14 protein-coding genes are annotated in these 12355 nt (G+C 53.3%); 12 read left to right on the forward strand and 2 right to left on the reverse strand.

Translation table 11 applies throughout. The annotated features are described in order from the left end of the window. Window positions 1-6 precede the first annotated feature (6 nt). The 9 genes from AC50X8_RS06310 to AC50X8_RS06350 all read left to right on the forward strand — a co-directional run bounded on the left by AC50X8_RS06310 (window position 7) and on the right by AC50X8_RS06350 (window position 7656). Window positions 7-864 carry a methyltransferase domain-containing protein gene (locus AC50X8_RS06310; protein WP_494879090.1) on the forward strand — a complete coding sequence of 286 codons (858 nt, stop codon included), beginning with the start codon at window positions 7-9 and terminating at the stop codon, window positions 862-864. Continuing rightward, a complete protein-coding gene (locus AC50X8_RS06315) occupies window positions 857-2176 on the forward strand; it encodes an FAD-dependent monooxygenase (protein WP_494879091.1) in 1320 nt (439 codons plus the stop codon). The genes AC50X8_RS06310 and AC50X8_RS06315 overlap by 8 nt, the downstream gene beginning before the upstream one ends. Window positions 2177-2225: 49 nt before the next feature. After that, window positions 2226-2843 carry an SRPBCC family protein gene (locus AC50X8_RS06320; protein WP_494879092.1) on the forward strand — a complete coding sequence of 206 codons (618 nt, stop codon included), beginning with the start codon at window positions 2226-2228 and terminating at the stop codon, window positions 2841-2843. After that, entirely contained in the window at window positions 2836-4071 is a 1236-nt protein-coding gene (locus tag AC50X8_RS06325; RefSeq protein WP_494879093.1) for a beta-ketoacyl-[acyl-carrier-protein] synthase family protein, read from the forward strand. Before AC50X8_RS06320 ends, AC50X8_RS06325 begins: the two co-directional genes overlap by 8 nt. A gap of 156 nt (window positions 4072-4227) precedes the next feature. Beyond that, complete coding sequence (locus tag AC50X8_RS06330; protein ID WP_494859817.1) at window positions 4228-5454, forward strand: M20 metallopeptidase family protein; 1227 nt, start codon at window positions 4228-4230, stop codon at window positions 5452-5454. Window positions 5455-5539: 85 nt separating this feature from the next. Next, window positions 5540-5809, forward strand: coding sequence for a 30S ribosomal protein S14 (gene rpsN / locus AC50X8_RS06335; RefSeq protein ID WP_494859818.1), 270 nt, complete (start codon window positions 5540-5542; stop codon window positions 5807-5809). A gap of 54 nt (window positions 5810-5863) precedes the next feature. After that, entirely contained in the window at window positions 5864-6196 is a 333-nt protein-coding gene (locus AC50X8_RS06340; RefSeq protein WP_494879094.1) for a DUF3024 domain-containing protein, read from the forward strand. A gap of 83 nt (window positions 6197-6279) precedes the next feature. Continuing rightward, window positions 6280-7092, forward strand: coding sequence for an AAA family ATPase (locus AC50X8_RS06345; protein ID WP_494879095.1), 813 nt, complete (start codon window positions 6280-6282; stop codon window positions 7090-7092). Between the two features lie 72 nt (window positions 7093-7164). Then, window positions 7165-7656: a hypothetical protein gene (locus AC50X8_RS06350; RefSeq protein WP_494879096.1), complete on the forward strand. Its 492-nt coding sequence runs from the start codon at window positions 7165-7167 to the stop codon at window positions 7654-7656. A gap of 119 nt (window positions 7657-7775) precedes the next feature. On the opposite strand, the gene msrA is transcribed toward AC50X8_RS06350, so the two are convergent. Together msrA and AC50X8_RS06360 are read right to left on the reverse strand one after the other, a co-directional pair. Continuing rightward, window positions 7776-8291, reverse strand: coding sequence for a peptide-methionine (S)-S-oxide reductase MsrA (msrA, locus tag AC50X8_RS06355; RefSeq protein ID WP_494879097.1), 516 nt, complete (start codon window positions 8289-8291; stop codon window positions 7776-7778). A 109-nt stretch (window positions 8292-8400) separates the two neighbouring features. After that, a complete protein-coding gene (locus tag AC50X8_RS06360) occupies window positions 8401-8862 on the reverse strand; it encodes a 2-thiouracil desulfurase family protein (RefSeq protein WP_494859826.1) in 462 nt (153 codons plus the stop codon). A 219-nt stretch (window positions 8863-9081) separates the two neighbouring features. On the opposite strand from AC50X8_RS06360, the gene nikA reads away from it, so the two are divergent. The 3 genes from nikA to nikC are packed head-to-tail and all read left to right on the forward strand — an operon-like array spanning window position 9082 to window position 12346. Beyond that, window positions 9082-10611: a nickel ABC transporter substrate-binding protein gene (nikA, locus tag AC50X8_RS06365; RefSeq protein ID WP_494879313.1), complete on the forward strand. Its 1530-nt coding sequence runs from the start codon at window positions 9082-9084 to the stop codon at window positions 10609-10611. After that, entirely contained in the window at window positions 10608-11546 is a 939-nt protein-coding gene (gene nikB / locus AC50X8_RS06370; RefSeq protein WP_494879098.1) for a nickel ABC transporter permease, read from the forward strand. Before nikA ends, nikB begins: the two co-directional genes overlap by 4 nt. Then, window positions 11543-12346, forward strand: a complete 804-nt coding sequence (gene nikC / locus AC50X8_RS06375) for a nickel transporter permease (protein ID WP_494859830.1) — start codon at window positions 11543-11545, stop codon at window positions 12344-12346. Before nikB ends, nikC begins: the two co-directional genes overlap by 4 nt. Window positions 12347-12355: the final 9 nt, after the last annotated feature.

Raw genomic sequence — 12355 nt, forward strand, 5'->3', positions numbered from 1 at the left:
GCAGTTATGAAGCGGCTGTATGCGAAAGAAAAGCTCGACGAGGAAGAGGTGGAGTTGGAGGAGCTGGAGAGGAGTCTCTCCGAGGTATGGCAGGTCAATCGTTATTTGGGCGGCAATCCGGTGCTGTTCAAGCATCTGGAGCGGCTGCTCAGACAGACGGCTATCGCGCGGCGGGCACAGGAGCTGGAGTTGAAATTTGGGCAAGGGGCGGGGCTAGAGCAAAGAGCAGTACTGGAGCAAAGAACAGGACTAGAGCAAGGAGCAGCGCAGAATTCGCAAGGAAAACAGAGGGGATGGACCGGGTCAGGGCCTGGTTCTGTGCAAGGCGATAGGGTGAAAATAAAGCTGCTCGATGTGGCGACAGGGCTAGCGGATATTCCGATGGCTTTAGAGAAATGGTGCAGCAAGCGCGGTATGGCAGTCGAAATTGTCGGCGTCGATATCCATCCTAAAATGGTGGAGCTTGCGGCGAAACGCACCGCTCATCAAAAGGCCATTCAGGTACTGCAAGCGGATGGGACGGCTCTGCCATTTGAGGATAACAGCTTTGACATCGTGTTTAGCAATTTGGCGCTGCATCATTTGGATGACGGGGAAGCGAGCCGCATGCTGGGGGAAATCGACCGGGTAGCGCGGGTCGGCTGGGTCGTAACCGATTTGGAGCGGCACCAGCTGGCGCTGCTGTCCGCACGGATGCTCGCGAAGTTCATCTGGCGCAGCCCGGTGACGAAGCATGATGGGCCAATGTCCGTCCAGCGCTCCTATACCGCGAAAGAAGCGAAGGAACTGCTGGCACAGGCCGGTGTTCCCGCTGTTGTGCATCGGCATTTTCCATTTCGCTTGGCGCTTGTATGCCATGCATGACGTTATCATTGTCGGTGCGGGGCCAGCCGGCAGCGTACTGGCAGCACTGCTAGCTGCTTCGGGTGTAAAGGTGCTGCTGCTGGAGCGAGAATCGCTCCCGCGGCGCAAACCCTGCGGCGAGTCGCTGAATCCAGGCGCAGTCGCCGCGCTTATGCGCGTGCTGCCCGCTGGCAAATTTGCAGCGATCCGCAGCAGCATGGAGCATTCGCTCATTCATGGCTGGCGGCTGACAAGCGGGAAGGCGGAGCTGCTGGCAGCTTTTCCCGCAGGCCAATTCGGAATGGCCTGCGCCCGCGAAAAGCTGGATTATGCGCTTGCGCTGCATGCTTGCGAGGCCGGTGCGCAGGTCATTGAACAAATGCGGGTGCAGCGCCTTATTTGGGAGAAGGGCCGAGTGGCTGGCGTCGTCGCATATTCCTCAGCGGGGACCGCAGCGGAATTTCGGGCGCGCCTCGTCATTGGCGCGGATGGCATTCGCTCGGCAGTGGCTCGCTGCGCGGGGCTGAGCAGCTTCGGCCCGCTGCGCAAAACAGCGTTCACAGCGCGGGTAAGCGGTGTGCGGGAGCTGCAGCCGCGCGTCGAGCTGTTCACCGGGCGCGGCATCGTTGTTGGGCTGGCGCCGATTGGCGGCGGCGAAGCCAATTTGACGCTGGCGCAGCTGTCAGGGAGCGGGAGTGCGGGAGCTTTAGCCGCAGATTTGAAAGAAAGCGGAGCAGTTAAGGAAGTAGCTGGTCATATGGATACGGATAGAGATACAGATACGGAAATTGCGATGCTTGAAGCCGCATCGTTCAAAGTCAATGCAAGGGGAAAAGCTCCTGATTCTGCTGAAGCGGGTAACAGGGCTGCTTCTGTTGCGAGCAAGGAGAGGCGCAGCGCTTGGCTTCTGGGAAAAGCAGGAGAGCTGCCTGAGCTTGCCGAGCGCTTGCAGGGGGCGGCTTGCACAGGCGAGGTGCTCGCTTGTGGGCCGTTTGACCGCCGGGTGCGGGCAACGCAGCAAGGAGGGCTGCTGCTCATAGGCGATGCCGCAGGTTATTACGATCCGCTGACAGGCCAAGGCATTTACCGCGCGCTTAGCAGTGCTGAGCTTGCTGCGCCGCTGCTGCTGCAAGCGCTGGAGAGCGGCAGCGATGCGCCGCTCGTTCATTATGCAGCGATTCAGCAAAGCCGCTTCGCTCCAGCTATTCGGCTGCAGAAGCTGATCGAATGGACGAGCAGGCATGAGCTGCTGTGGCACTCCGCTTTGCGCGGACTTGGCTCGCTGCCAGCCGCCCGCAGCCGCCTTGTAGCAGTGATTGGCGATTGCTTGTAAAGATAGGGTTGCTTGTAAATTGATGTACATACAAGGAGGACTGAAATACATGCATACCTACAACGAGGTAACGATGCGCTGTGAGCCGTTGACCGCGTTCCACTATGCACGGAAAATCGAAAATTGGCCGCAACTGCTTCCACATTATCGCCAGATCCAGTTCCGCTATGGCGGCAGCGAGCGGGGTGGGCTCGTCAAAATGGCTGCCGTTCGGCCGTTCAAACGGTTTCAGTGGCCGGTATGGTGGGAAAGTGAAATGGTTATCAGCGAGGAGGAACTGATGGTTGGCTACCGCCATGTGCGCGGTGTGACAAAAGGCATGGAGGTGGAATGGCGCATTGTACCGGCTGGCGAGAAGGTTTCCGTATCGATCGTGCATCGCTGGAATGCTCCTCCATGGAGCCGCAGGCTTTTCGCCAGTTTTATCGGCAATTGGTTCGTTTATGCCATTGCGGAGAGAACGCTGCAAGGCTTGAAGCAGCAGGCCGAGCTCGAAGCCGCGCTGGATGCCAAGAAACAAGCCATACAAGAAGAACACCCTGATTCCCAGCAATGGACAGATCTGCAATGGGAGGCACTAAGAGAGCAGGTAGCTGAGCAGTTTGCAAACGAAGCAGTAGAGCAAGCCATTTTTCAACAAAGAGAGGCAGGTGGGCGCAATGGCTAATGCGATTAAAGCGGTCATAACGGGAATAGGCTGTGTAACGCCGATTGGCGCAGGCGTGGAGCAGCTATGGGAAGGTCTAGTACGGGGGAAAAGCGCAGTGAGGGAAATTGAGCGTTTTGTACCGGAAGGGCTGCGCAGCCGAATAGCTGCACAAATTCCAGATTTTCAGGCGGAGCATTATATGGATAAAAAGCGTGCGCATCGTATGGACCGCTATTCGCAGCTTGCCGTTTCCAGCGGCGCGCTGGCGCTGCGCGACGCCGGTCTCAATCCCGCTGATTTCGATGCGGATCGGGCGGGCGTATTTATGGGCAGCGCACTGGGCGGCATTGCCTATGCGGAAGAGCAGTGCAGCCGCTATCATAATGGCGGCTTCCGGGCCGTATCGCCGACGCTCGGATTTTCCGTCTTCGGCGGCGCTGCCTCGTGCAATCTTGCCATGGAATTTGGCATGACAGGCTTAAATGAGACGAACGCGATGTCCTGCGCGTCCGGTGCCGTCGCCATTGGCCGGGCGCTGCAAGCGATCCGGCGCGGCGAAGCGGACGTCATTATGGCGGGCGGCTCGGAAGCCCCGCTTGCACCGCTCTCCTTCGGCGCCTTCGACATGCTGCGGGCGATGTCTACTCGCAATGAATCGCCGGATGTGGCAAGCCGGCCATTCGACCGCAATCGCGACGGCTTCGTCATGGGCGAGGGCAGCGCCGTGCTCGTTATTGAAGCGGAGCATCATGCAAGGGCGCGAGGGGCGAAAATATATGGCGAGCTGGCAGGCTTCGGACTGACTAACGATGCTCATCATATGAGCGCACCGCTGCCATGCGGCACGCAGGCAGCACGGGCCTTGCGCCAGGCGCTGACGAGCGCGGATATGGCGCCGCAGGACATTAACTATGTCAATGCCCACGGCTCTTCGACGCTGCTCAATGATGTGACGGAATCGCGGGTCATACGCCAAGTGTTTGGCAATCATCCGGTAGCCGTCAGCGGCACGAAAGGCTTGTACGGTCATCCGCTTGGAGCGTCAGGCGCTATTGAGGCGGCCATTACGCTGCTAGCACTGCGCAATGGCTGGCTGCCGCCAACTACGAATTTGGACGAGCCCGACCCAGAGGCGCAGCTAGATTTGGTCGTCAAAAATCCTCGTGCGGTGAAGTCCGCTGCTGCGGTGTCCAACTCCTACGGCTTTGGCGGAGTCAACGCCGTGCTTGCTTTTCGCCAGTATTAAAATGTACCGGGCATTGACTTATGGCTAGGGCATACCTATTATTGAAAATAGAGTTGACCGTACAAGCGGAAACATCCTTTTACAAGGGATGTTTCCGCTTTTTTGCGTATGTCGATCTAGGATAAAAAAAGATTTCTATATAAGGAGGCCATTATTATGAATGCACAAGCTGCTCTTGCCTATGTAGACACGTTGCGGGAGGAATTGATCGCACTGCGCAGAGATTTTCACAAGCATCCCGAGGTATTATTCGAGGTGGACCGAACAGCAGAAAAGGTAGCGGATTATTTATCGGAATGGGGCTTGCAGGTTCAACGGCATGTCGGAAAGCATTTTGGCAAAGGCGTTGTAGGTATTCTCACCAGCGATAAGCCGGGACCGACGATCGTACTGCGAGCAGATATGGACGCCTTGGCGATCACGGAGGAAAATACGTTTGCCTATCGTTCAACAAGCGAAGGGGCTATGCATGCCTGTGGGCATGATGCCCATATGACGATGCTGCTCGGAGCAGCTAAAACGCTCAGTCGGCACAGAGACATATGGTCCGGAACGATTAAGTTTGTGTTTCAGCCTGCGGAGGAAAGTGCGCTTCCTAGCCCAATAGATGGGCGGATGATAAGCGGAGGCCGAGATATGATCGAGGCTGGGGTGCTGGACGGCGTTGACCTTTGCTTTGCGCTGCATGTGTGGCCCGAGCTGCCTACAGGCGTTGTTGGCATACATCGCAAGGAGGCGATGGCGGCATCCTCGCATTTCCATATCGCTTTTCAAGGATTGAACGGTCATCATAGTACGCCGCATTTGGCTGTAGATGCGCTGTCGATGGCGGTGCAATTCGTTTCTGATGTTAAATTTGCGCTTGCAGTGGAAACGGACCCATGGGAGACGAAGGTGTTCGCATTCGGTACGTTGCACGCTGGTACTGCGATTAATGCCATTGCGGGGGAAAGCAAGCTGAGCGGGACGTATCGCGTTTTTCACCCAGATCTGACTGCACAAATACATCAGTTGCTGGAAAAGAGAGCAGATGCCGTAGCCAGTACATATGGCGGCACCTATACGTCGCAATATCGGCTAGGAACGCCGCTGCTTAATGATGCAGAAGCCGTTCAACTGACTGTTCGGGCTGGGCGAATCGCCTTGGGTGACGATAAGGTTGTTATTTTGGACAAGCCAAGCCTTGCTGGGGAGGATTTTGCGCTGTATGTACACGAGGTGCCGGGAGCATTCGCGTTTATTGGCATAGCCAACCCGACAGCCAAAACGGTGTATCCGGTGCATCATCCCTTATTCGATATAGATGAAGAGGTGCTGACGGAAGGGGCAAAGCTGTTCGTGCAATGGGTGCAGCAGGCGGGGGAGGAGTATGTGAGCCAATAAGGCTTTCATACCCCCTTTCCAAAACCTAGCCCATGCGTTATAATAAATCGTAAAGTTTACGAATAAACAAAAGGAGACGACAAGAATGGCTAAAAAATCAAAAGTAGTTAGGGAAAGAAAAAGACAGGAGACGGTTGCGCGTTATGCCGAGCTTCGCAGGCAGCTCAAGGACAACAAGGATTATATCGGACTGAGCAAGCTTCCGCGCGACGCATCGCCAACCCGGCTGCATCACCGCTGCGAGCTGACGGGCAGGCCGCATGGCTACTTGCGTAAATTTAAAGTGTCGCGTATCGCATTTCGCGAGCTTGCCTACAAAGGGCAAATTCCCGGCATCAAGAAAGCAAGCTGGTAACGTAGGTAAGCCAATATAAAAGGAAATGAAAATTTGTTCGAAAGGGGGGAGGGCATGGACCCATTTACGACCCGCAGGTTGGAAAAAATACTGGACGGCTACATTAGCCGCAAAATCCCCCCGAATGTGCGTTCAGCTGTCCGTTTAACCTATGAGTGGGACGGTAATCGGCTTACTTTGACCGAGGAGCTACCGGATTTTGAAAATCGGATATGGACAGGAGCACCTATCGTCCAGTTCCAATGGAAGCAAAGCCAGTGGCATGTGTATGCCACTGACGGCAATGACGGCTGGAGGCCAGCATCCGCGATTGCACCGCATCCTCATTTCGAGCAGCTGCTGGAGCAGGTTGAAATCGATCAGGAGGGCATCTTCTGGATTTCTTAAACGTAAGGCCACCATTTAGCGCAATGGCCCGACCGCTATGTCGGGCTTTTCGCGTGTAACATGAAACGAAAGAGCTTCCCAATATGAGCAAAAATCAGGGCAATCACCGCCTGCCAAGAGCCAAGGGAACGGATATGGCTAGCTTTTACAGCCCGAAGGATTGTGCGAAAAAGGTGAAACGCATCGTGCTGCCGCCGATGAATCGGCAAATCGTAGAAGAGTTTTTCACGATTATGGGCATGAAGGAGAAGTTTGAGGAGCATGATGTGCCGATTCCGAACAAAGTTGTCATGTACGGGCCGCCAGGCACGGGCAAAACTTTGACTGCTTTCTACATCGCGCAGCGGCTGGATGTTCCGCTTATTTTGGTCAGGCTCGATGCGATTATCCACAGCCATCTAGGAGAGACGGCGAGCAATGTCCGCAAAATATTCGATTACGCCAAAGCGACGCCCTGCGTCTTATTTCTCGATGAGTTCGATGCGATAGCGAGGACGCGTGAAAACAATGATGAAGTGAAGGAAATGGCGCGCGTCGTTAATACGCTGCTGCAATGCTTGGACGAATTTGATTGCGAAAGTGTTTTTATTGCGGCAACCAATTTGGAGGAGGAGCTGGACAATGCGATATGGCGGCGCTTCGATACGAAAATGCATTACGGCATGCCGGATGATCGCAGTAGGTACGAATATATATCGTTGTTAATTGGAGACTTTGAGCAGCAGGAGCCTATTTATGATACGGCCGCCAGTCTGCTTGCTGGGTGCAGCTTTGCGGATATGGAGCAAATCGTGCTTAAGGCAAAGCGTAAAGCGATTATTGAGGGCAGCTCGCTGCTCCAGTCTCATATACAAGAGGCCTTGACCGAATATAAGCCGAAAATCATCGAGGTGTAACGTAAGCTTTTTTGAGTAATGATAAGGGCAGACTCGGCGTATGCCATACGAAGAGAAGGTAGGTGAGAAAGCATGTCGCAGAAGATAAGTATGGATTGCGAAGCGGAAAAGATAATAAGCATGCATACTGCGCTGCGCTGGCAGCAGCGTGAGCGGGAGCTGCACAGCTGGCTGGAGCGTGAAAAAATAACGAAGCGGCCAAAGCAAACGCTGCTGCTGGGGCATGTCGCGATCGATGCGGAGCTGCTTCCTGCGCTCACGCTGCTTAAGGAGCAGGGCATACCGACGGAGTTTTCATGCGCTGGCGTTAGTGCGCTGGATGAGCCGGAGGATCATTCTTTGTACGCATATATTACATTTCCGGCTTGTGAGCAGACGGAGTGTTTCATTCAGCTGGCGATGCAGCGGATGAAGCATCGTCTGCTCGTAACGTTCGAACCGGCTCGGAACCGCTATGACCTGTCCTCTTTTTATATTGGACATAACCGGTCTTTTTGCCTGCTGATGCTGCGCTGTGCCCAAGCTGTCGCTGTAGCTAATAAGCAGCAGCGGGCAAATGGCTAGCAAGGAGAGAACTCCATTGCAGTCTAACGTATGGTCTACGAAAGCAAGCCTGTAAAGCCAAACACCCCGCCAGCAATTTCCTGACGAGGTGTTTGATGTTCATGGCACTATTACAAGCTTTATTTCCACTTTTGCTCAATAAACTCGTCGCGGCCTGATTGTGAGCGATCCTCTTTGTAATGCTTCGGATTTTTCTTGTGGAAATTTTGATGATACTCCTCCGCCACATAAAACGTATCTGCCGCCCGAATTTCCGTTACGATCGGTTTGTCGAAGCGTCCGCTGCTCTCCAGTTCCTGCTTGGAAGCGAGCGCCAAAGCCTGCTGCTCTTCATTATGATAAAAAATCGCCGTGCGATACTGGCTGCCGCGATCTTGAAATTGTCCGCCTTCATCTGTCGGATCAATTTGCGGCCAATATAGCTCAAGCAGACGCTCATAAGGAAACAGCTGCGGATCGAAGGCAATTTGCACAACCTCGGCATGTCCTGTTTCGCCTGTTTTCACCTGCTCATAAGTCGGATTCTCCTGATGACCGCCCATATAGCCAGAAATAATACTATGAATGCCTGGCAGCTCCTCGAAAGGGGTAACCATACACCAAAAACAGCCGCCCGCGAATGTTGCATATTGCATAACATACTCCTCCTTGACGCTTATAAAAACTTGATAGGCTAAACTTTAGCCTGTCTGCATTAAAAATTCAATTGTGATCAGCCTTTGCAAAAGGCAATGGCGTTCATGTTCAAGGGAGCGTCAGAGCCTGCAGCCCATCTTCAGAAACGACCTTGATGCCATGCTGGCGGAGCAGCGCTGATGTCACGCCATTTCCAGCTTTCTTTTCACCCGAAAATTGTCCATTGTAAATCATTGTACTGCCGCAGGAGGGACTGTTCTCTTTAAGCACAACTACTGTGGCTTCTAATTCAAGCGCTTGGTGAAGCGTTTCATATGCACCTTTTATATAGAGGTCCGTCACGTCCGTACCTGATTTGTCGATGACAGAGGCTGTGCCAGCTAACACATCCTCCCCATTCCCGCCTACAATTTCTGCTGATTCCCGAGGGGTGGAGAAGCCCCCAAGCAGCTCTGGACATACCGCTATCGCTTGCTCATCATCCAGCAGCTTGCGAACGGTTTCGTCTAAACAATCCGTCCCGTTATATCTCACCTTCATGCCTGCGAGGCAGGAGCTTACGAGGATCATGGGAACGCCGCCTTTCTGTTTTGCATAGTTTAAAATCTCTAAATTTGAGCATAGCACAGCATGTTTGTGCTGTAAATGAACGATGGCTTGGCTTATTATTGTCACATTTTCCGCGCTTCAATAGCTCGATCGGGCTATTACCATTCATAGCTTCTTAAGGTACGATGAGGCAGGTAATCTTGTATCATTTGAAAATATGGAGGTAAGCTTACATTGCCTATGCGAAAAATCATTCCCTTATTTCTTCTCATTAGCTTGCTGCTGCTCGCGGCAGCCTGTTCGAACGGGTCAAGCACGAACGGAGAACAAGCCAAGCCGCCCGAGAAGGAGCTGACCTTCCTTTTTAACTTTGCGAGCCAAACGATAGACCCCCATCTGGATTATACCCCGCTCCGAGCAGGTGTCGTGGAAACGCTGGTCAAGCTGGGCGAAGACCTTCAAATCCAGCCTTGGCTGGCGGAGGAGTGGAGCACCTCGGATGGGCAGCGTTGGACGTTTAAAATCCGGGAGCAGGTTACGTTCCAAAATGGCAAGGCGCTCGATGCGGATGCCGTCAAGCTATCACTAGAACGGGCGATGGAGCAAAATCCGGGCGTGAAGCAGGTTTTGAAAATCAAGCAAATGGAGGCGAGCGGACAAAGCCTGCAAATTACGACGGAGCAGCCGTTTCCCCAGTTTCCGTCAGAGCTAGTACATCCGAATACAGCGATTATTGACGTATCTGCACCGGAGCCGGATAAAAAGCCAATTGGAACCGGTCCGTTTCAAGTCGCCGCGTTCACTTCGGGCAGCTCGCTAAAGCTGGATCGCTACGAGGAATATTGGGACGGTGCAGCAAAGCTCAGCCATGCGACCTTCAGCTTTAATGAAGATGCCAATGCCCGCTTGTCAGCGCTTATGGCTGGGGATGTAGATATTGTGTACCGGCCGCCAGTAGAAAGCATCGAAACGATGAAAAGCGACGCCAGCCTGCATTTGGATTCAGTCGTCAGTTTGCGGACGCATGAGCTTATTTTCAATACGAACCATGCGGATTTTCAAAACAGCTACGTTCGCAAAGCTTTCGATGCGCTCGTCAATCGCGATGAACTCAAGGACGCCATTATGGGCGGCCAAGCGACGGTCGCCAGCGGTCCTTTTTTGCCACAATTTCCGTTCGTGCCCGCCTATGACCCGAAGGAAAGCGGAGTGGACGCTGCTCGCAAATGGTTTAAGCAAGCAGGCTATGAGGTCGAGCAGGGCAAGGTGACCAAGGGGGGCCAGCCGCTTTCCCTAAAGCTGGTAACGTACGCTTCCCGTGCGGAATTTCCCTTGTTGGCCCAAGTGCTGCAATCGCAAGCGAGAGAGCTTGGCATTACCATTACGATCGCACAAGTCGATAAATATGAGGATTATTTGCTCGAGAAGGACGATTGGGATTTGGGCACCTACAGCCCGTTAATTGCGCCGCGCGGGGATGCGAGTTATTTTCTAAATGTAGCCTTTAAGCCGGAGGGCTCTCTGAATTTCGGTAAAATCAACGACCAAGATCTGAGCGCTTGGATTGGTGAGCTGGATCAGACGGTGGACACGAATGAGCGCAATGCTTTAATTAAACAGGCGCTTACCCGTATTGATGAAGAAACGTACTATTCCTACCTTGTACATCCGAATACGCTCGTTGTGTACCGGGATAAGGTGAAAAACTGGGTAACGAGTAAAAGCGAATATTATATGCTGACGAACCAATTGGATGTGGAAGGGAAATGAGCATCGTTTGGAAAAGGGGTGTAGAGCTTGTCCTGTTTATTTTGCTGCTCTCCTTCGTCAGCTTCGTGTTCGTCAAGCTTGCTCCGGGAGATGCCGTTAAGCAAATGCTTCGCTCAGATGACGTTGCCATCACAAGCTCAGAAATCAAGCAACAGAGGGAAGAGCTGGGACTCAACGAGCCAGTATTGGTTCAGTATGGCAACTGGCTTGCCGGGCTGGCACAACTCGATTTGGGAAAGTCGTACATGACGAATCGGCCCGTAAGCGAGGAACTGCTTCGTAAAATGCCAGCAACGCTGCTGCTTGCCGGGAGCTCGCTGCTCATTTTATTGCTCATTGCGGTGCCGCTGGGCGCTTTGTCGGCCCTTTATCCCAATCGATTCATTGACCGCGCAAGCCGTCTCCTTGCTGTAATGGGTACTTCTATCCCTAGCTTTTGGCTAGGGCTTCTTTTAATAGAAGGGCTATCCGTAAGGTCGGGCTTATTGCCGTCCATGGGAACGGGGACGCCCTGGCATCTTGTGCTGCCTTCGCTGACGCTCGGTCTGACGATGTCAGCCGTTTATGTCCGCTTGATTCGTTCCAGTCTTATGGACAGCTTAACGCAGGATTTTATAAGGGGAGCACGGTCGCGCGGCATTGGCAGCAGAAAAATTTTGCTCCGCCATGCTTTTCGCCATGCGCTTACGCCCGTTGTGACGATGTTCGGTGTCAGCATAGGCAGCTTGCTTGGCGGCACGGTTGTCATTGAGGTGCTGTTTGCTTATCCGGGCATGGGCAAATTCATTGTGGATGCCATTCAGAGCAGAGATTATCCGGTCATTCAAGGTTATATGGTCGTGATGGGAATTGCCGTGACGCTTATTCATTTGCTGGTAGATTTGGTGAATCATGCTCTAAACCCGGAAATGCGTTTGAAAGGGGAGAGCCGATGAAAAAGGTAAGCCTTGCAGGATATATGGCCCTGCTGTTTTTTGCTGTGCTTGTTTTCTCGGTGTTCCTCGTTCCGCATGATCCGTATGCAGTGAATCTTCATGACCGCTTGCTGCCGCCGAGCGCACAGTATTGGCTCGGAACAGATGGACTGGGCAGAGATCTGTTTTCGCGCCTGCTCATTGGAGGGCGGAATACGATCGGCGCGAGTCTGATCGTGCTTGTGGCAGCGCTGAGTATCGGTATTCCTGTTGGTCTGCTGTCGGGATATGCGGGCGGCTTCGTGGATCGCCTATTTATGCGGGTGTCGGATTCCTTCCTCGCCTTCCCTGATTTCATGATTGCCATTGTGTTAAGCGGCCTGCTAGGGCCGGATATATTCAATCTAATCATTGCCATTGCGGCGGTCAAATGGATCGCTTACTCGCGCATCGTGCGCAATAGTGTTAGGTCTGAAAAACATAAGGATTATATAGCGATTGCCCGCTTGAACGGACTAAGCCCGCTCCATATCGTGATCAAGCATTTGCTGCCGCAAACGTTCAGTAACGTCATCGTCATTGCTTCGCTGGATGTGGGCAAAGTCATTTTGATGATTGCGTCTTTTTCCTACATTGGACTTGGCGTTCAGCCGCCATCACCAGAATGGGGAGCGATGCTGAATGAAGGCCGCGCCTATTTTCACCAGGCCCCTTATTTAATGCTAGCACCGGGACTTGCCATTATGCTCGTTGTCCTATTGTCCAATGCGTGGGGTGACCGGATACGTGATCGGCTGGATGTGAAACGTAGCAGAGAGTAAAGGAGAACA

Source organism: Paenibacillus sp. JT22N15 (assembly GCF_059383755.1).

Excerpts from the sequence above, each read along its gene's own strand:
- AC50X8_RS06320 (WP_494879092.1), top strand. The coding sequence starts at position 2,226 with ATGCATACCTACAACGAGGTAACGATGCGCTGTGAGCCGTTGACCGCG.
- AC50X8_RS06325 (WP_494879093.1), top strand. The coding sequence starts at position 2,836 with ATGGCTAATGCGATTAAAGCGGTCATAACGGGAATAGGCTGTGTAACG.
- AC50X8_RS06340 (WP_494879094.1), top strand. The coding sequence starts at position 5,864 with ATGGACCCATTTACGACCCGCAGGTTGGAAAAAATACTGGACGGCTAC.
- AC50X8_RS06330 (WP_494859817.1), top strand. The coding sequence starts at position 4,228 with ATGAATGCACAAGCTGCTCTTGCCTATGTAGACACGTTGCGGGAGGAA.
- nikC (WP_494859830.1), top strand. The coding sequence starts at position 11,543 with ATGAAAAAGGTAAGCCTTGCAGGATATATGGCCCTGCTGTTTTTTGCT.
- AC50X8_RS06315 (WP_494879091.1), top strand. The coding sequence starts at position 857 with ATGCATGACGTTATCATTGTCGGTGCGGGGCCAGCCGGCAGCGTACTG.
- AC50X8_RS06310 (WP_494879090.1), top strand. The coding sequence starts at position 7 with ATGAAGCGGCTGTATGCGAAAGAAAAGCTCGACGAGGAAGAGGTGGAG.
- AC50X8_RS06360 (WP_494859826.1), bottom strand. The coding sequence starts at position 8,862 with ATGATCCTCGTAAGCTCCTGCCTCGCAGGCATGAAGGTGAGATATAAC.
- rpsN (WP_494859818.1), top strand. The coding sequence starts at position 5,540 with ATGGCTAAAAAATCAAAAGTAGTTAGGGAAAGAAAAAGACAGGAGACG.
- AC50X8_RS06345 (WP_494879095.1), top strand. The coding sequence starts at position 6,280 with ATGAGCAAAAATCAGGGCAATCACCGCCTGCCAAGAGCCAAGGGAACG.
- msrA (WP_494879097.1), bottom strand. The coding sequence starts at position 8,291 with ATGCAATATGCAACATTCGCGGGCGGCTGTTTTTGGTGTATGGTTACC.
- AC50X8_RS06350 (WP_494879096.1), top strand. The coding sequence starts at position 7,165 with ATGTCGCAGAAGATAAGTATGGATTGCGAAGCGGAAAAGATAATAAGC.
- nikB (WP_494879098.1), top strand. The coding sequence starts at position 10,608 with ATGAGCATCGTTTGGAAAAGGGGTGTAGAGCTTGTCCTGTTTATTTTG.
- nikA (WP_494879313.1), top strand. The coding sequence starts at position 9,082 with ATGCGAAAAATCATTCCCTTATTTCTTCTCATTAGCTTGCTGCTGCTC.